Raw genomic sequence first — 16,680 nt, 5'->3', positions numbered from 1 at the left:
ACTCAACTAGGGAGGCTGCAGTGGATCTGATCGATACCATGCAGGATGCCGACGCAACCCGGCTGACGAAAAATACTCAGATCGTCTTCGACTCGGTGGTGAAGCGCTTCTCCACGGGCACGACGGCACTCGACGGCATCGACCTCGATGTTCAGCGAGGTGAATTCGTCGCCGTGGTCGGACCGTCCGGCTGTGGCAAGTCGACGTTGTTGCGGATGGCAGCGGGTCTCGAAAGCTGCACCGACGGAAGTGTGGCACTCGGCACCGATTCCGTTGGTTTCATCTTCCAGGAGCCGACGCTCCTTCCATGGCGCGATGTGCTGGGCAACGTCGAACTGTCTGCCGAATTGGGGTCCATCGACCACAAGATCTGCCGCAGAAGAGCGCTGTCGGCAATCGACGCGGTCGGTCTGGACGGCTTTGCCGATCAGCTTCCGAGCGCGCTGTCCGGGGGCATGAAGATGAGGGTGTCGCTCGCCCGCGCACTCACCTTGCTGCCGGACGTCCTGCTGTTGGACGAGCCGTTCGGCGCACTCGACGAGATGACCAGATACGACATGCAGTCTCTCCTTCAGAAACTGTGTACCGACAGGGAATTGACCGCAATGTTCATCACGCACTCGGTGACGGAGGCAGTGTTTCTCGCTGATCGTGTCGTCGTGATGACGCCGCGCCCGGGCCGTATCCACTCGGTGGTCGACATCGAGTTCGACGGCCCACGCACGGAAGACCTTCGATTCGATCGCACGTTCACGGACTATGTCGCGCGGATCTCCTCCAGTCTGCGGGGAACGGCATCATGACGTTGTCTCTCGCAGTCCGTATGCCCCGAATTCGCACCGACAGGGCCGAGGGCAGGCGGTCGAGTTCCGTTGCACGCGCGTCGAAAAGCGCGTCGAGTTCCATCGGCGTGCCCATCGCCTCGTTCGGGGTCGCGATTCTCGCGTGGTACGTGGTGACCTACGCCGTTCTGGCACCCGAACGGCGATTTCTTCTGCCGGCACCGCATCGCGTCCTGACAGGCTCTCTGGCCGATTGGTCTCATCTGCGCCCCATGCTCGAAGCCCTCGCCGTGACCGCACGAGTAACGGCGTTCGGATTCGTGATCGCGGTGCTGTTCGGTCTGGCGGTAGGCATCCTGATGAATCAGGCCCGCTGGATCGAGCGGGCCGTATATCCATACGCCGTTGTCCTGCAAGTTATCCCGATACTCGCCATCGTCCCGTTGATCGGACTCTGGTTCGGCTACGGCATGGTCGCCCGCATCATCGTGTGTGTCATGATCGCTGCGTTTCCGATCATCACCAATACCCACTTCGGCCTCCGATCGGTGGATCGCGGGCTGCACGAGCTGTTCACGCTGGGTCGTGCATCACGCTGGGAGCGCTTGACCAAACTCGAACTGCGCGCTGCACTTCCGGCGATCATGACCGGCATCCGCACCGCGGCAGGGTTGGTCGTCGTCGGCGCGATCATCGGTGACATGTTCTTCGCCAAAGGACAACCAGGTATCGGCACGCTTCTCGACGTTTACCGGAGCCGGTTGCAGTCCGAGGACCTCATCGCCGCGATCGTGATCGCCTCGGCGTTCGGGATCGCGGTTTTCTCCCTGTTCGGCGTTCTCTCGCGCGCTCTGGTGGGCAAGTGGCACGCATCGGGCTCCCCGTCATGACACAGCACACAATTGGAAAGGTTTATCGGACATGACATTCGAGATACCGACTATCGACATCGGATCGTTCATCGATGACTCACGGAGCAGTGAGCAAGCCGCCATCGCAAAGAAGCTGGACACGGCGTGCACCGAAGTAGGCTTCGTACAGATCGTCGGCCACGCCATCCCCGACGAGGTCATCGAAGACCTTGCACACGGACTCGACGAGTTCTTCGCACTGCCGCTGGGCATCAAGAAGCAGTATCGCCGCTCACCGGAGCAGAACCGAGGCTACTCACCGCCGAAATCGGAGTCGCTGAGCATGAGCCTGGGCACCCCGTCGAAAGAAAACATGAACGACTTCTACGAATCGATAGTGGTGGGAACCGAGGCGTCGGATTACCCCGAATTCGACCTGCCGCATTCCAGCTACGCTCCCAACGCATGGCCCGTGGAGTCCCCCCGGTTCACCACTGCCGTGCAGACCTACTTCCGGCACGCTCAGTCGTTGTCTCGGGTTCTACTGCGCGCGTTCACAGCTGCGCTGAACTTGGAGAACGGGTATTTCGACGACCTGGTGCACCATTCCATCGACGCATTCAAGATGAACAACTATGCGTTGCCCGACGGAGATACGAGGTTCGAGACCGGTGCGACCGGCATGGGGGCTCACACCGATTTCGGCATCCTGACGATCCTGTGGGCAGATCGAGTACCCGGCCTGCAGATACTGGGACCCGATGGCCGGTGGCACGACGCACAACCGGCCGATGGTGCCTTGCTCTTGAATCTGGGGGACGCGATGGCACGGTGGACGAACGATCGATGGATGTCGACAGTCCATCGTGTCGACCCGCCGATCGTCGACGGCCTGATCATCCGTCGCCGTTCCGCGGCCTTCTTCTTCGACGGTAATCACGATGCTGTCATCGAGACGCTTCCCGGATGCGCACGAGAAGGCGTCGCCGACTATCCACCGATCACGGTAGCCGAGAACATCGCCGCGAAAGTCGCTGGTCTCCGCACTGGAGTCGCTCCCACTGGTGCAACCCGTGAAGCCGCGCGAGTGCTGGCGGCGCAGTAGGTGACAATGGTGCACTGCACGGTACTTCACATGCGCGGATGGGACACATGACCACAACCGAACGCGAACTGCTCACCGAATCGGTTCACGCCACACTGCGTGAGCAGATCTTCTCCGGCGAGCTTCCTCCCGGCACTGCCCTGAGCGTTCCTGCATTGGCAGCCAAACTCAACGTCAGCCGCACGCCGGTCCGGGAGGCCGTGCAGCAGTTGATCTACGAAGGTATTGCCGTCCACACCCGAAACGCCGGCGCGAAGGTCGACTCGCTCGACGACAACACCATCAGGTCGGTGTTCGAGGTTCGGGAACTACTCGACGGACTGGCAGCGCATCGCGCGACCTTGAACGCCACGAACGACGCGATCGAAGAACTTCGGACGATGATCGCCGAGCAGCGAGAGCTGCTCGGCGAACCTGCAGATTCCCGACGCGACTCGACGCTCGATCTGCGTTTTCACACACGTATTCGAGACATCGCCAAGAACCGTCCACTCAGCGATGCACTCCTGCGTCTCGACAGCCAGGCACATCTCTATCGGTCCGATATCTGGACCGGAGACACAGGTCGACGACTCGCAGTCGGGGAACACGAGAGGATCGTGGACGCGATCGAGACCGGGGACGCCGAAGCCGCACGAATCGCCGCTTCTGCGCATGTCGCAGGACTACTGGTACGGATCACCCGACGGTAGGTGCGACGGTCGACCCGTGTGGCAGCATGCCCACGGTGTACCGCGGCCACCTGTTGTCGGTGAGAATCAGACGAAGTCTCGGAGGAACTCGATCCTGAGACGGTTGTAGTCGTCGGTCCACTGCGAACTCACCGCCATGAATCCATGGTCGAGTCTCGCCTCGTTCTTGCTGTACAGGTTCAGGCGATTGGCGACACCCACTCTGTTCAGCTTGGCGCTCAGTTCGGCTGCCTGGTCCGGGAAAGTACCGGTGTTGCCGTCGGAGATGAAACTCGGCGGGAAGTCGGCTGTGGCGTTGTCGGTGACATTCGTCTGCGCCAGCAGCGCCGTGTCGGTGGTGTCCAGGTAGCTTCGGGCCGCGATGTCGAAAAAGAAACCGTTGGACGGGCTCGGTGATTGTGGTGAACCTGCTCTCCCGACGTCGAGGGCAGCGCTTTCGAACACGATCGCCTTCAGGGCATTTCGGTCCAGGGTCGGTACGATGCCCAGTGCGCGCGCGTAATCGGGGTTGGTCTGCACGATGGCGTAATTGCCCACGATGTGGCCACCCGCGCTGGTTCCGGCGAGCACGACCCGACTCATGTCGAGTCCGTACCGGTCGGCGTTCGTGTCGAGAAAGCGCATGGCCTGGCCCAGTTGGATTGTCTGCGTGGGAAAGCGGTACTGCGGCGCGAACGCGTAGTTCAGCGACACCACGTTGTAGCCGGCGTCGAGCATGGGGCCGGCCCAGGACGCACCGTCCGAATCTGTGGTGGGAGCACCGTCCGCTTTGTCTCCGACTATCCAGCCACCACCGTGAACCGATACGTACGTGGGCCGACGGATCGATGCATCGTTGTCCGCGATGTAGATGTCGAGAAACGAATTCGGTAGCGCCGAGCCGTATTCGACGTCGCTGGTGAGACGGGCCCCGTCGACCACCGCCGTCGCTGTCGGCGCGTCGGACTCGAAGGAGTTGCTCTGCCCCAACGCGTGCAGCGATCGAATCAGCGGTGCCGGACTGGCTGCGGTAGTTATCACCAGCGCGGAGACCACCACCGCACTCGCCGCAGCGAAACCGGCCGAAACCACGGCAACCGCCCTACGGGTACCGCCCCGACCCGAGGAGCTCGCCGAACGGCCCGCCCAAGCCGACGCGAGCAGAAAGAATCCGAGTGCAATCGCCGCGGTCAAGCACAAGACCCACAGTGAGTGAAAGCCCGTCACCAGCCATGCGACCTGAGTGACGACGGCGGCAGCGCCGAGCGAAGTACCTACGGCTGCAGGCTTCCCGGCATCGGACGAGACGAGCCGTATCGCCACCACTGCCATGGCGATGACCCACAATCCCACCGCGAGCTGCTGACGGATGAGAACGAACTCGAACCACGCCAGTAGGACGCTGCCGCCACCGGTCGCTGCGAGCGCGGTTGTCATCGCACTCGTACGCTGCCTGTTTTCGATCTCGATGCCGTCCGGCACGGCCTTCCCCTCTGTGTTGCTCTCTACTGCCCAGACGCGTGACGTTGCCGGTGTAGTTCACGAACAGCATCGCCGAACTCGGCGACCGGCCCGTCCACCACGATCCCCGGCACGATCTGTTCGATGGGCGACGGTGTGATGGCGAGTTGTGCAGCGCCGAATTCTTGGAGCCACGTGAGCAATTGAGCGGTGGACGTGGCGTACACGATGCGCCCGAGCCCGACTATTCCGTGACTCGCGGCGCACATCACACAATGCTCACCAGAGGTGTAGACCGTCGCCGCTCGACGCTGAACAGGGCTCAGATTGGTAGCGGCCCAACGTGACAGAGCGATCTCGGGGTGCTGGGTTGGATCGTTCCGGTCGCCCACCCGATTCCTGTCCTCGGCCAACACTTCCCCGCCCTCCGAGACGAGCACCGAGCCGAACGGATCGTTGCCCGTCCGCACCGCCTCCGCCGCCAAGTCCACAGCACGGGCCAGGAATGTGCGGTCGCTCGAGGAGATACTCACAGCGCACCGCCGGGTGCGTCGACGATCGAAGTGTCCACGCCACGACCGTACCGGGTCGAGACGCGGAAACTCCGGGCCGGTTCGTCCGGGCAACCGGGTGCCTGTTCCGGGGCACCATCCATCGATGCTCGGTATGGTCGGCGGGTGAGCTTCTCGATACGGCCGGCCACGTCGTTCGCGGATCTGCGTGAAATCCTCGGCCCGAAGAACTCGACGTCCTCGGTCTGCTGGTGCCTGAGCCACCGAATCGATTCCGCGACCAACAGGGCACTCGTCGGCCCCGAACGCGCCGAGTACGGGAAGAAGCTGACCCGTCGAACAGTCGCGCCGGGGGTACTGGCCTACGACGGCGACGAGGTGGTCGGCTGGGCTGGGGTTGCACCGCGCTCGGAGTTACCGTTCGCGCGGTCCAACAAGATTCCGCACGTCGACGATCTGCCGGTCTGGACGGTCTGGTGCTTCCGGGTCAAGGCCGGCCACCGAAAACGCGGAATCGCACATGCGTTGTTGAACGGTGCCGTTCGGTTCGCGGACGACCATGGTGCCCCGGCGGTCGAGGGATATCCGGTGGACAACAAGGGACGAAAAGTCGATCTCACCATGGCATACGTGGGAACCCGCCGGCTGTTCGAGTCGGCGGGCTTCGAGTTCGCCGTCGAAACAACGTCGGTGTCGGGTGGCTTCCCTCGGGTGATCATGCGAAAAGACCTGCGCCACTGAGGTGGTGCGGTTCTGCCCCTGCGCCACATCGGAATTGGACAACCATAGCGGTTCATCCGGCTCGCGTCGACGCGGAGAGAAGCAGGCGCAGATCAGCAGCAGGTGGACGATCTACAGCAGAACCGACAAGGGGTGCTCTCCTGGTACACCTCTCGTCAGAGACTGTCTCGATCTCGCCGACTCATGTTTCATCGAAACATGACAACTTCCGTGAAGGCCTACGCCGCCACCGCAGCCGACCAGCCCCTGTCCCCCATCACGATCGAGCGCCGCGACCTCGGACCACACGACGTCCGTATCGACATCGAGTTCGCCGGCATCTGCCACTCCGATATTCACACCGCGCGCGGCGAATGGGGCCCGGTACCGTACCCGCTGGTAGTCGGCCACGAGATCGCAGGAACGGTGGCCGAAGTCGGATCCGAGGTCACCACGCACGCCGTCGGCGATCGCGTCGGAGTCGGCTGCATGGTCGACTCGTGCGGCGAATGTGCCCAGTGCGTCAAGGGTCTCGAACAGTACTGCCTCGTCGGCAACGTCCAGACCTACGGCGGCACCGACCGCGACGGCACGACCACCCAGGGCGGCTACTCCCAGCAGGTCGTCGTCACCGAACACTTCGTGGTGAAGATCCCCGAGGGCATCGCGCTCGACGCCGCCGCGCCGCTGCTGTGCGCCGGGATCACCACCTATTCACCGCTCCGGCACTGGGGAGCCGGTCCCGGTAAAAAGGTCGCTGTGGTCGGCATGGGCGGGTTGGGCCACATGGCCGTCAAGATCGCCCACGCGATGGGTGCCGAGGTGACGGTTCTGTCGCAGTCGCTGAAGAAGCAGGAGGACGGACTTCGACTGGGAGCCGACCACTACTACGCAACCAGTGACCCCGACACATTCGAGAAGCTCGCGTCCACATTCGATCTGATCATCAACACCGTCAGCGCCTCGATCGATCTGAACGCACACCTGTCTCTGCTCGCCGTCGACGGCGCAATGGTCAACGTGGGCGCTCCCGCAGAACCCCTTCCGTTGCAGGTCTTCTCGCTCATCCCCCACCGCAGGACGTTCGCGGGCTCGGCCATCGGATCGATCGCCGAAACTCAGGAAATGCTCGACTTCTGCGCCGAGCACCATCTCGGTGCCGAGATCGAAGTCATCTCCGCCGACAAGATCAACGACGCCTGGGAGCGGGTCCTTGCATCCGACGTCCGCTACCGCTTCGTCATCGATACCTCGACCCTGGCCTGACGGCCTAGGAACGCGAACAGCAGACGCAGAAGAAGAAGTCCACAATCGATCCGAGAGAAAAGCTGTGTCCTCCACCGAAGAGCGAAAGCCACTACCCTTTCTGGTCACCGTCCTCGCAATGGGTACGTTTCTCATGGGAACGTCCGAGTTCGTTGTGGCCGGTCTCCTGCCCGATCTCTCCGCCGATCTGGCAATCGGCATATCGGAAGCAGGCCTCCTCGTCACCGCTTTCGCCATGGGAATGATCGCCACACCCCTGGTCGCGATCGCCGTGTTGAAAATCTCTCAGCGGACCACCCTCGTACTCGCACTCGGTGTGTTCGCCGCCGGTCACGTCATCGTGGCACTGACCGAGGAGCTGTCGGTGATTCTCGTGACTCGTTTCGTGACAGCCCTTGCTACAGGGGCATTCTGGTCGATAGCGGCGTCGGTCGCCGCCGGTGCAGTAGACCTGGAATCGAGCGCACGAGCCATCGGCCTGGTACTCAGTGGCGGCATCCTGGCGACGGTGGTCGGCGTGCCGCTCGGATCGGTCGCCGGTCAGCTGGTCGGGTGGCGTGGCCCGTTCTGGATCCTCGCGGTTGCAGCGATTCTGGCCGCGTTCGTCATTGCCCGGTTCGTCCCAGGCGGCCGCGCAGACACTGCAGTAGTTCCAGTCCGCTCGCAGCTTGCTGCGCTGGCCAGAGGACGATTCTGGTTGGTGATGGCTGCGTGCGTGCTGATCTCCGGCGCGGTTATGTCCACGTATTCCTTCATCTCGCCTTTACTCACCGACCACGGCGGCCTCTCTGCCGATCTACTCCCCCTCGGCCTTGCCGTCTTCGGTGTCGGGGCGGTGACCGGCACTCTGAACAGTGGCCGATTCGCTGATCGCGCGCCCTACGGCACTGCGCTGACCGGCGGCATCGTGGTGGTTCTCGCACTCTGCCTGCTGAATGTGTTCTCGCACTATGCCGTGCCTTCGATCATGTTCCTCGCCCTCGCCGGGATGGCCGGTCTGGGAACGAACCCGGTCCTGATGTCGCTGGCCGTACGATTCGCTCGGGGAGCACCGACCTTGGCGACCTCGCTGTCCACCTCCATGTTCAACCTGGGAACTGCTGTAGGCAGCTGGGTCACCGCGCGCGCGATCGGTACGTCAGGCCCCGCCTCCATTCCGCTCGTCGGCGTGTTGTTCGCTGTCGCGCTTCTGATCCCGTTGGCGGCGCTCGTGCTCATCGATAGGTCCCGCCGACGCGGGCACGAGTCAGCGAAGCTCACGAGGGCCACCGACGACGCGGTGTCGTGTTGAACCCGCGACCGACGGGTCCTGCCGAAGGGTTTACCGGCAGGGCATCGTTCGATCCGAAGAACGGTCTTACCCTTGAAGGTATGGACAACAAGGCCGAAGTGCGTGAGTTCCTCATGACCCGCCGAGCCAGGCTCACCCCGGATGCGGCCGGGATCCCGGGTGGAAGCAACCGTCGCAGAGTCGCCGGGCTACGGCGAAGCGAAGTGGCAACCCTTGCGGGCCTCTCCGTCGAGTATTACGCACGTATCGAGCGCGGTGCAATCGGCGGTGCGTCGGCATCCGTGCTCGATGCACTTTCCCGCGCTCTGCAACTCGACGACACCGAACACGCACACCTCCTCGATCTGGCGCGAGCCGTCGACGGAGTACCGACATCCGGGCGTCCGCGGCGTAAGGCGGCGCGTCCTGCGACACCAAGGGTCAGCCTGCAATGGGCTCTGGACTCGATCACGGATGGAATCGCCTTCGTTCGCAACCAGCGTCAAGATCTACTGGCGACCAACGATCTCGCAAAAGCCTTTTACGCTCCGGTGATCGGGGACGGTGGACGAACTCCCAACCTTGCCCGATTCCAGTTTCTGGATCCGTCGTCTCGGGAGTTCTACCCCGATTGGGACACGTTCGCCGAAATGTGCGTAGCCATCATGCGAGCCGAAGCCGGCCGCGACCCGCACGACAAGGGGCTACAAGACCTCGTGGGTGAGCTGTCCACCCGTGACGAGACGTTCCGAAAGCTATGGGGTGCCCACAACGTTCGAAACCACGGAGCGGGAATGAAGCGCTTCGCCCACCCGATCGTAGGCGAGATCCACCTCGCCTACGAGGCGCTCGCCATCACCGCCGACCCCGGATCTGTCCTCATGGTGTACACCGCCGAACCAGGTTCGCCGAGCGCGGAACGCCTGCGCCTGCTCGGATCGTGGGCAGCAGAACATACCGGAGCTCAGACTCAGGCGTGAATGGTCTTCCGGCCAGGGAAATTTTCTTCGGGCCGAGGGTGCGATGACGGTTCCGGGTATATCGAACCGACATGGATACCCCGTTTTCTACATTGCAGCGCAACGCTTTTCGTTTTGACGATACTATTGCGAGCGTGTCACCGTGACGGTCACGTCTCCGTCGATCGAGCCGATTGCCTCGGCCCCTGACGCGTCCATGGTCCCCAGAATGACGATGCCCGGGTATTCGCTCTGATCGCCGTAATAAAGGACGAAGTCGTTCCCCGGTGCGTAGTACCCGATGTCGCCCGGGTCGGGATCCGCACTCCAGGGCGCTCCGTCGGTCGACAACTCGGCAGGGAGCGGCCCTGTCTTCTCCACCGCACCGTGGTCGGACAGCGTCAGTGTCAGAGGAAGCAGCGCGAGGAGATCGCGGCTGGCCGCGCTGTCGTTCATCGTTCCCGCAACAGTTTGTCCACCTACCTGAATGTCGATACGCGCGGGTTCTCCGTTCTCACCCTGCCCGTGAGCAGACGTACCGGCCACACTTGGAGGTGTACCGATCGAATTTGTGACGCTTGCGGATTCAGTCGAGGAGTCTTCGCCGGTCCCGGCCGAACAGGCGGCCAGCATGACCGACAACCCGACCACTGCCATCGACTGCTTCCTCATCGTGCATTCCTTAGGTGCTGGGTGGGCAACGAACTGCGCGGAGCGATGACATCAGCGGCCCTCGTACTGCGCGTCGGTGATGTGCTCCGCCCACGTCGTCGTCGCGGTGGGATCCTCCCCGTTCTGAAGCATCGCGATGTGCTCCATGTACACACCCGGCGCCGCGGCGTGCCAATGCTCCTCACCAGGAGGCGTGTACAGCGTCTGGCCCGGGTGCACCTCGATGATGCTGCCGTCACGACTTCCGAATCGTGCGATTCCCTGTGTGACGCGGAGATATTGGCCGTTCTCGTGTGAATGCCACGCTGTGCGAGCACCGGGTGTAAAACGTACGGTGGCAACCACCATCGACTGGCCCTCCTCGTGCGGCATCGCAATTGGGTCCAGCCACACATCGCCGACGAATTGCGAAGCGGGGTTCTTGGAGGTCGGAACAGCAGGTTCGATGTTCACGGCAGGCTCACTTTCTGCACAGAAATACCCGGAAAGAGTGTGCGGTGCGCTCACCGCGAATCGTTGGTTCAGTCAATCGCGAAAACAGTGTCGTGGGGAGTCACTGGCGAGAGGTGTACCAGCAGGGCACCTCTCGATACCGATCCGATATCCATGGCGGCAGTCTTCGCAGACAGGACTACTCGAACACAACAGCGCCGGAACAATACGGACGACTACGGTCGTCGCAGGCGGAGCAACGATCGACTGGGATGCGGTTGATCACCGGGGAGCCGCTTTCATTCCGGTCTCCACATCCTTCTGGGTCTCGGCAAGGAAGGTGTCGAGCTCGTCGCCGATCATGAAGGTCGTCGTGAATTTGCTGCGCTCCGCGATCTGCTTCCAGGTAGGTGTCTCCACCATCTTCCCCAGCGCCGTCCGCCAGTACTCGACTGCGTCGACGGGCATGTCCGGTGGCCCGTACAGTCCGCGCCAATTGGCCAGCGTCACATCGAATCCCAGCTCTCGCGCGGTGGGAACGTCGAGACCGGGGATCCGATTGTCGGCCAGAACGCCGATACCGTCGAGGTCCCCGGATGCCAGTTGATCGACGAATTCACTGACGCCACCGATGGCCACGTCGATCTCACCACCCAGAAGTGCGGCGATCTGTTCGCGGCCACCCTCCTGGGTGACGTAGCGGACGGCAGACGGGTCGCCGCCTGCAGCCGAAACCAGCAGGGAGAAAGGCAACTCGTCATCGTGGGCCGCACCGACCACGACACCCGATGGGTTGGACGCCACTGCAGTCATGACTCCGCGAAGGTCTGTGAGAGGACTGCCGGGACGCATCACGACGACGTAGTACTCGGTCATCATTCGCGCGATCATCGTGACGTCGTCGTAGCCGTATTTCGACACCCCACTCACCTGATTCACCATCATCGACAACGACGTCACCGCAAGCTGATCGTCGGCGCTCCGATGATCCTCGACCATCGTGGCAAGGTAGTCAGCACCACTCCCGCCGGGCCGATTCTGCACCGGCAGAGCCGTTTCGACGATCTTCTCCGTCTGCAGGGCATCGACGACCGAACGGATGGTGAGGTCGAAGCCACTGCCGGGATCGGCTCCCGCCGTCATCGTGACGGGGCCGTCTGGATAGGGCACCGAATCGGACGTAGATGCAGGATCGGTGTCGGGTCCGGAATCGGTACAACCGGTCGACACGAGGGCGGCCGCGATCATGACGCTGAATATCGATTTCTTCGCGATCACAGCTTCGCCCCTCGGCCCGGACAGCACAGCGGTCGCTGCTTCCACCCAACTCTAGGATGCAGTGACAAGGGGCGGAGCAAAATGACGTCCGGACAATCGCATTCACTCACGCGCGACCAGTACGCGATTTCACCAACGCGCGGGAACGCACTCACTTACAGTTGCGCAGTGCCGAGCTGGATACTGGGTCTGATCGTCGTACTCGTCGTGGTGTTGGCCGTGACGGCCAAACTCGCTGCTCGCACCCGCGCGCCCGATCCGGGATGGTTCATCGACAGCACTCGTGCAGCCGGTGCACTGACGGTCATCGGAACGATGTTCTCTGTCCTGCTGGCATTCACCATCTTCTTCGCACTGCAGAGTTATCAGCGCGCGAGCAATGGAGCCAGCGTCGAAGCCGTCGCCGTGACGGAGCTGCACAATGTGGCCGATGTCCTCGAAGGACACGACGGTGAAAAGCTGCACGGCGGCCTCATCTGCTACAGCCGTGCTGTCGTCTCGGACGAATGGTCTGCGATGTCGCGGAGTGAAACGTCGCCGTCGGTCAATCACTGGGTGGACACCATGGTCGAGGATTTTGCGGCCACCACACCGGAAGGTGCCTCGCAGGAGGCGGCGTACGGACAGTGGTTCGATCAGCAAGCCGAACGCCGCGACGGTCGCCGCGACCGACTGGCCGAGGCAACACCGTCGGTCCCGTTTCCTCTCTGGATCGTGCTGGGCATCGGAGCGTCGGCAATTCTCTCGTACATGTGCGTACAGGCGGATCGCCGCGAATCCGCTGTAGTGCAGGCCGTTCCGATCGCGTTCGTATCCGCGCTCGTGGCCTCGGCGTTGGTCGTCGTCGCGTTTCTCGACCACCCGTACTCCGATTGGTCGGGCAGCATCCAACCCACCGAGATGAACGTGACGCTGCAGTTCATCGACGACGGCCACCCGGCCCCGTGCGACGAGTCCGGCAACCCCACCTGACCCGACGGATGCGCAGCACCCACTACCGCACTATCGGCATGACCTGACGCACCTTCGGATCCCGCAGATACAGCGCACCCCAAGCAAGAACTCCGACGTACACCGCGAACAAGACCGTACTGAACAACGGCTTGTCCACTCGCCAATTGGTGAGGACGGCACCACCGAGATATCCGGTCAGCAGAACCGCACCGAGAAACGCGGTACGAGGCACCAGATAGAGCACCAGGCACACAAGCAGGACGATGCCGATGACGGGCGTCATCTCGTCGCGCAGCCCCAATTCGAGCGTCGCATCTTTCACCTGCTGGACATTCAGCAATTTGCCGACGATATCGAAGATCAGAAACAGCGCCAGCAGGCCTGTGAGGCCCCAGCCCGCGCGGGTTGCGCGGCGTGAATTGGTCGCAGGGGTGGTCGTCGTGGTCATGGTCGTCTCCGATGCTCGATATGTAAGGTGTCGCCGGTATCGACTGCCATCGGTACGAAAACTCACCGCCGTGAGGATCACACCTGGACTGCTCCAGCCTCGATCACGGACACTGCGAACTCACAACAGCCGTGACAGCAATTTCCACCCGCATCATCGGGGCGCCGAGCGCGCTCACCCCGACCTGAGTCCAGATCGGGGCGCGGTCGCCCATCCGCCTCTCGAATTGCTCCACCATGACCCGGTTGTGCTCGTCGCCGATGGACACCTCGGACTCCGGAATATGGTATGAGACAACAGATACGACATCGTTCCATGTGGCTCCCGCCGTTGCCAGCGTCCTCTCCACGTTGTCGAACGCGCGCACGATCTCGTCCTCGAGTGTTGCCGGAAAGTTGAACTCGTCGTCCCAGCCGCCCTGACCGGACGTATCGACGCGATCTCCGATGCGGACAGCTTGGCTGTATCGCATGTTGGCGAGTTGCGTGTCGCCGTAACCCGGGGTGACGAAGAATTCTGCAGTAATCATGGCTACTCCTCGAATAGATGGCGAGCTCCTGGGTGCCGCTCGTCCAGAACTTCATGCGTGAAGTAAATGTAGCACATTTACTTCATGTATGAAGTGAATACGCTCGAGTAGGATGCCGATATGGCGACGACCGACTTGCCGGATGCAGATCCGGACACATCCGAAGAACTCCCCTGGCTGACCGCAGACGAAAAGGCCGCCTGGACCGGATTGGTCTCGCTGATCCTGCTGTTGCCAGGCCGATTGGAGTCTCCGCTGCAGCAGGAGTCAGGACTCACCCTCTTCGAATACCTGACGCTGAGCCACATCTCCGAGTCGCCGGGGCATCGGCTGCGAATGAGCGAATTGGCATACCTGACAAATGGATCGCTGTCCCGTCTGTCGAATGTGGTCAAGCGTTTCGAGCAGCGCGGCTGGGTGGTTCGATCGACCGATCCCGAGGATGGCCGCGTCACCACAGCCGAACTCACCGACACCGGTTACGACGTCGTCGTAGCCGCGGCACCGATTCACGTACGCGCAGTGCGCGACTTCGTACTCGACCCGCTCACCCAGACCGATCACCGAGCGTTGGCTCGCATCGCAGCAAAGCTACGGATACGACCGGATGACCTGAACTGAAACTACGAGTTCAGCGAACGGTGATTGGACTCGGCCCATTGTGCAAGAGCCAGCAACGGCCCGTTCGCAAAAGACTCCCCGGTGTCGGTCAGCCGGTACATCCCACCGACGTCGTCCTTCTCGACCAATCGGAAAGTCCGCAAGCGTCTCATCGATTCGTGCAGAGACTTGTCGCTGATACCGCCGATCATCGACACCAGGTCGACGCGTCGAGTCGGTCCGGACCTCAATGCAGTCAGGACTACCGCGTCCCACTGATGCGCGATCAACTCGACGCCGAGCCTGACGAAGCAGTCGGCCGCGGCGGGTAACACATCGCGCATCGGAACCTCCCTGTCGTGAACGAACGCCTACCGAATGGTAGGCGTCATGACGCTAGCGTTCGGTGCGGGCGGCAGCGAGCACCGAGAACATACCGAGTTTCGGACGTGTGCCGCGATAGGAGAAACCGTGGACGAGCAGCAACTCACCCGTCGAAAAACAGCCTCCGACAGGGTGATCACCGTATTGGGCGCAACCGGGCAGCAAGGTGGGTCAGTGGCCACGGCCCTACTCGAAGCCGGGTGGAGGGTTCGTGCCGTGGTGCGTGATCCGTCGAGCTCGCGAGCCCGGCGACTCGAGGCAGCCGGGATAGAGACGGCCACAGGCGACCTCGGCGACCCTGCATCGCTCCGGTCCGCCTTCACCGGTGCTCACGGGGTGTTCAGCGTGCAACCCAGCTCAGGCCAGGCCGGGTCCGAGGTCACCGATGACGACGAGGTGGCGTACGGAATCTCGGTCGCCGACACCGCCAGGGACGCAGGGGTCGAACACCTCGTGTACAGCTCGGCGATCGCCGCTGGCCCGACATCGACCGGCATCGCTCATTTCGACACCAAGAGTCGCATCGAAGAGCACATCGAAGGGCTCGATATCTGCAGCACGATTGTCCGCCCCGCGAGCTTCATGGAGATTCTTCTGCTCCCCGGCATGGGTCTCGCCGGCGGTCGGTTCTCGTTCCTGATGGACAACGAGCAACCGATGCAATTCATCGCAGTACGCGACATAGGCGCGATAGTCGGGCAGATCTTCTCGACACCGAACGAATTCGCGCATCGAACACTCGACATTGCCGGAGACGCGCTCACCGGACATCAACTGGCACAGCACTTCAGCGTTGCCCTGGGCCGACCGATCGACTATCAACGAATGAATCCGAGCGTCCTGCAACGGGGCGATGTGCTGAGCCGGTTGGCGGCCGCGGTCGACGACGGCCGCTTGGCCGGGCATGTCGACCTGACGGAGCTCAGGCAGAGATTCCCGTTCCTGCTTCGTTTCGGGGATTGGCTGGCGAGTCGAGATGCAGGCAGCATCGCGACCGCTGGACGACCGGTGATGGGCGACGTCGAACTCCGCTGACTCGGTCCGCACCTACGTTTGTACCTCGCGGATCAATGCCACTGCCGACTCGGTCAATTGGACGTTCGACCGCGCCGGTGATCCGTCGGCCAACACGAATGTGTCTTCGAGCCCCGTTCTGATGCTGTGACCACGTGCGACGGCGCGACGGCTCACCGCCCACGACGCCGCGCCGACACCATGGTGCAGCTGAGGCAGCGCAATACCTGCCGCAGCGATCATGTCTTCCATTTCGATGTCCAGCGAGAGTGCGTCGTCGACATTCTCTTCGAGGGGCTCGATCACCAGCCGAACGAACCGAGCGGAGTTGCCCGAGCAGATGAATCGCTCCGTATCGTGAACGCCGAGCACGCACGCTTCTACGCCCACACCCCGTGCCGAGAGCAGTTCGGCAATGTCGTCGATGCCTTCCTCTCCTTGATTGGCGGCAATGAGGTCCGGTAGTTCCGTCCACCCACTGATCAATTCGAGGCGTTCACGTGGATCCTCGACGATAGCGGCGAAGGTGGTGACGTTCAACGGGGTTGCAGGACAGACCTGCCGAACCGCCCTGAGCATTCTGCCTACCGGGCCGGGCGCGAGCGATTCGACGCCGTCGTCGTCGAAGGCATGGAGGTGCAGCAGTGTCGCGCCGACCGCGACGCACGCTGCCGCATCCAGCGCGATTTCCTCTGCCGTCTGCGGCATCGCCGGATGGATGACGGCACCATTGAGAGCGATCTGCAGTTCTGTCATATTGCCTACCCTCTCG

General features: G+C 62.5%; 20 protein-coding genes. 11 read left to right on the top strand and 9 right to left on the bottom strand.

Going from position 1 to position 16,680, the window contains the following annotated elements:
• The first annotated feature begins 20 nt into the window (after nucleotides 1-20).
• The 4 genes from ACQR3T_RS02140 to ACQR3T_RS02125 are packed head-to-tail and all read left to right on the top strand — an operon-like array spanning nucleotide 21 to nucleotide 3,430.
• Entirely contained in the window at nucleotides 21-803 is a 783-nt protein-coding gene (locus ACQR3T_RS02140) for an ABC transporter ATP-binding protein (RefSeq protein ID WP_428692402.1), read from the top strand.
• A complete protein-coding gene (locus tag ACQR3T_RS02135) occupies nucleotides 800-1,672 on the top strand; it encodes an ABC transporter permease (RefSeq protein ID WP_428692401.1) in 873 nt (290 codons plus the stop codon). Before ACQR3T_RS02140 ends, ACQR3T_RS02135 begins: the two co-directional genes overlap by 4 nt.
• 31 nt (nucleotides 1,673-1,703) lie before the next feature.
• Nucleotides 1,704-2,738 (top strand): isopenicillin N synthase family dioxygenase, encoded by a 1,035-nt coding sequence (locus tag ACQR3T_RS02130; protein WP_428692400.1) that lies wholly within the window; start codon nucleotides 1,704-1,706, stop codon nucleotides 2,736-2,738.
• A 47-nt stretch (nucleotides 2,739-2,785) separates the two neighbouring features.
• Entirely contained in the window at nucleotides 2,786-3,430 is a 645-nt protein-coding gene (locus ACQR3T_RS02125; protein ID WP_094617016.1) for a GntR family transcriptional regulator, read from the top strand.
• A 66-nt stretch (nucleotides 3,431-3,496) separates the two neighbouring features.
• Here the strand turns inward: ACQR3T_RS02125 and ACQR3T_RS02120 are convergent, their stop codons facing one another.
• Nucleotides 3,497-4,846, bottom strand: coding sequence for an alpha/beta hydrolase (locus tag ACQR3T_RS02120; protein WP_428692399.1), 1,350 nt, complete (start codon nucleotides 4,844-4,846; stop codon nucleotides 3,497-3,499).
• A gap of 68 nt (nucleotides 4,847-4,914) precedes the next feature.
• Nucleotides 4,915-5,403 (bottom strand): nucleoside deaminase, encoded by a 489-nt coding sequence (locus ACQR3T_RS02115; protein WP_052070252.1) that lies wholly within the window; start codon nucleotides 5,401-5,403, stop codon nucleotides 4,915-4,917.
• Between the two features lie 144 nt (nucleotides 5,404-5,547).
• Between ACQR3T_RS02115 and ACQR3T_RS02110 the strand changes: the two genes are divergently transcribed.
• From ACQR3T_RS02110 to ACQR3T_RS02095, 4 genes are all read left to right on the top strand, one after another.
• The gene (locus ACQR3T_RS02110) at nucleotides 5,548-6,123 is read left to right on the top strand and encodes a GNAT family N-acetyltransferase (RefSeq protein ID WP_428692398.1); all 576 of its coding nucleotides are present in this window, start codon (nucleotides 5,548-5,550) and stop codon (nucleotides 6,121-6,123) included.
• A gap of 198 nt (nucleotides 6,124-6,321) precedes the next feature.
• Nucleotides 6,322-7,368: an NAD(P)-dependent alcohol dehydrogenase gene (locus tag ACQR3T_RS02105; protein WP_428692397.1), complete on the top strand. Its 1,047-nt coding sequence runs from the start codon at nucleotides 6,322-6,324 to the stop codon at nucleotides 7,366-7,368.
• A 118-nt stretch (nucleotides 7,369-7,486) separates the two neighbouring features.
• Nucleotides 7,487-8,659: an MFS transporter gene (locus tag ACQR3T_RS02100; RefSeq protein ID WP_428692396.1), complete on the top strand. Its 1,173-nt coding sequence runs from the start codon at nucleotides 7,487-7,489 to the stop codon at nucleotides 8,657-8,659.
• A gap of 80 nt (nucleotides 8,660-8,739) precedes the next feature.
• Complete coding sequence (locus ACQR3T_RS02095) at nucleotides 8,740-9,618, top strand: helix-turn-helix transcriptional regulator (protein WP_032377192.1); 879 nt, start codon at nucleotides 8,740-8,742, stop codon at nucleotides 9,616-9,618.
• A gap of 123 nt (nucleotides 9,619-9,741) precedes the next feature.
• On the opposite strand, the gene ACQR3T_RS02090 is transcribed toward ACQR3T_RS02095, so the two are convergent.
• The 3 genes from ACQR3T_RS02090 to ACQR3T_RS02080 form a co-directional block, all read right to left on the bottom strand.
• Nucleotides 9,742-10,269 carry a cyclophilin-like fold protein gene (locus ACQR3T_RS02090; RefSeq protein WP_428692395.1) on the bottom strand — a complete coding sequence of 176 codons (528 nt, stop codon included), beginning with the start codon at nucleotides 10,267-10,269 and terminating at the stop codon, nucleotides 9,742-9,744.
• A 51-nt stretch (nucleotides 10,270-10,320) separates the two neighbouring features.
• A complete protein-coding gene (locus tag ACQR3T_RS02085) occupies nucleotides 10,321-10,722 on the bottom strand; it encodes a (R)-mandelonitrile lyase (protein ID WP_032377194.1) in 402 nt (133 codons plus the stop codon).
• Nucleotides 10,723-10,983: 261 nt separating this feature from the next.
• Nucleotides 10,984-12,024, bottom strand: coding sequence for a tripartite tricarboxylate transporter substrate binding protein (locus ACQR3T_RS02080; RefSeq protein WP_428692394.1), 1,041 nt, complete (start codon nucleotides 12,022-12,024; stop codon nucleotides 10,984-10,986).
• A gap of 123 nt (nucleotides 12,025-12,147) precedes the next feature.
• Here ACQR3T_RS02080 and ACQR3T_RS02075 point away from each other — a divergent pair, with 123 nt between their 5' ends.
• Entirely contained in the window at nucleotides 12,148-12,951 is an 804-nt protein-coding gene (locus ACQR3T_RS02075; RefSeq protein WP_032378252.1) for a DUF4239 domain-containing protein, read from the top strand.
• 22 nt (nucleotides 12,952-12,973) lie between these two features.
• Here ACQR3T_RS02075 and ACQR3T_RS02070 read toward each other — a convergent pair whose 3' ends face one another.
• Complete coding sequence (locus ACQR3T_RS02070; protein ID WP_032377196.1) at nucleotides 12,974-13,381, bottom strand: DoxX family protein; 408 nt, start codon at nucleotides 13,379-13,381, stop codon at nucleotides 12,974-12,976.
• A gap of 103 nt (nucleotides 13,382-13,484) precedes the next feature.
• Nucleotides 13,485-13,910: a Rid family hydrolase gene (locus tag ACQR3T_RS02065; RefSeq protein ID WP_032377197.1), complete on the bottom strand. Its 426-nt coding sequence runs from the start codon at nucleotides 13,908-13,910 to the stop codon at nucleotides 13,485-13,487.
• Between the two features lie 120 nt (nucleotides 13,911-14,030).
• Between ACQR3T_RS02065 and ACQR3T_RS02060 the strand changes: the two genes are divergently transcribed.
• On the top strand, nucleotides 14,031-14,531 hold the full coding sequence (locus ACQR3T_RS02060) for a MarR family winged helix-turn-helix transcriptional regulator (protein ID WP_032377198.1): 501 nt from the start codon (nucleotides 14,031-14,033) through the stop codon (nucleotides 14,529-14,531).
• A 2-nt stretch (nucleotides 14,532-14,533) separates the two neighbouring features.
• Here ACQR3T_RS02060 and ACQR3T_RS02055 read toward each other — a convergent pair whose 3' ends face one another.
• A complete protein-coding gene (locus ACQR3T_RS02055) occupies nucleotides 14,534-14,854 on the bottom strand; it encodes a winged helix-turn-helix transcriptional regulator (protein WP_032377199.1) in 321 nt (106 codons plus the stop codon).
• A gap of 127 nt (nucleotides 14,855-14,981) precedes the next feature.
• Between ACQR3T_RS02055 and ACQR3T_RS02050 the strand changes: the two genes are divergently transcribed.
• Nucleotides 14,982-15,929, top strand: coding sequence for an NmrA/HSCARG family protein (locus ACQR3T_RS02050; protein ID WP_428692393.1), 948 nt, complete (start codon nucleotides 14,982-14,984; stop codon nucleotides 15,927-15,929).
• 12 nt (nucleotides 15,930-15,941) lie between these two features.
• Here ACQR3T_RS02050 and ACQR3T_RS02045 read toward each other — a convergent pair whose 3' ends face one another.
• Nucleotides 15,942-16,664 carry a 3-keto-5-aminohexanoate cleavage protein gene (locus ACQR3T_RS02045; RefSeq protein WP_428692392.1) on the bottom strand — a complete coding sequence of 241 codons (723 nt, stop codon included), beginning with the start codon at nucleotides 16,662-16,664 and terminating at the stop codon, nucleotides 15,942-15,944.
• Nucleotides 16,665-16,680: the final 16 nt, after the last annotated feature.

This window comes from Rhodococcus sp. IEGM1428, assembly GCF_050321865.1.
Taxonomy (GTDB): domain Bacteria; phylum Actinomycetota; class Actinomycetes; order Mycobacteriales; family Mycobacteriaceae; genus Rhodococcoides.
The sequence above is the reverse complement of the archived record's forward strand: the minus strand, read 5'-3'. Positions and strand labels throughout refer to the sequence as shown.

Excerpts from the sequence above, each read along its gene's own strand:
- ACQR3T_RS02135 (WP_428692401.1), top strand. The coding sequence starts at position 800 with ATGACGTTGTCTCTCGCAGTCCGTATGCCCCGAATTCGCACCGACAGG.
- ACQR3T_RS02130 (WP_428692400.1), top strand. The coding sequence starts at position 1,704 with ATGACATTCGAGATACCGACTATCGACATCGGATCGTTCATCGATGAC.
- ACQR3T_RS02125 (WP_094617016.1), top strand. The coding sequence starts at position 2,786 with ATGACCACAACCGAACGCGAACTGCTCACCGAATCGGTTCACGCCACA.
- ACQR3T_RS02120 (WP_428692399.1), bottom strand. The coding sequence starts at position 4,846 with ATGACAACCGCGCTCGCAGCGACCGGTGGCGGCAGCGTCCTACTGGCG.
- ACQR3T_RS02105 (WP_428692397.1), top strand. The coding sequence starts at position 6,322 with ATGACAACTTCCGTGAAGGCCTACGCCGCCACCGCAGCCGACCAGCCC.
- ACQR3T_RS02100 (WP_428692396.1), top strand. The coding sequence starts at position 7,487 with ATGGGTACGTTTCTCATGGGAACGTCCGAGTTCGTTGTGGCCGGTCTC.
- ACQR3T_RS02095 (WP_032377192.1), top strand. The coding sequence starts at position 8,740 with ATGGACAACAAGGCCGAAGTGCGTGAGTTCCTCATGACCCGCCGAGCC.
- ACQR3T_RS02090 (WP_428692395.1), bottom strand. The coding sequence starts at position 10,269 with ATGAGGAAGCAGTCGATGGCAGTGGTCGGGTTGTCGGTCATGCTGGCC.
- ACQR3T_RS02070 (WP_032377196.1), bottom strand. The coding sequence starts at position 13,381 with ATGACCACGACGACCACCCCTGCGACCAATTCACGCCGCGCAACCCGC.
- ACQR3T_RS02065 (WP_032377197.1), bottom strand. The coding sequence starts at position 13,910 with ATGATTACTGCAGAATTCTTCGTCACCCCGGGTTACGGCGACACGCAA.
- ACQR3T_RS02060 (WP_032377198.1), top strand. The coding sequence starts at position 14,031 with ATGGCGACGACCGACTTGCCGGATGCAGATCCGGACACATCCGAAGAA.
- ACQR3T_RS02055 (WP_032377199.1), bottom strand. The coding sequence starts at position 14,854 with ATGCGCGATGTGTTACCCGCCGCGGCCGACTGCTTCGTCAGGCTCGGC.
- ACQR3T_RS02045 (WP_428692392.1), bottom strand. The coding sequence starts at position 16,664 with ATGACAGAACTGCAGATCGCTCTCAATGGTGCCGTCATCCATCCGGCG.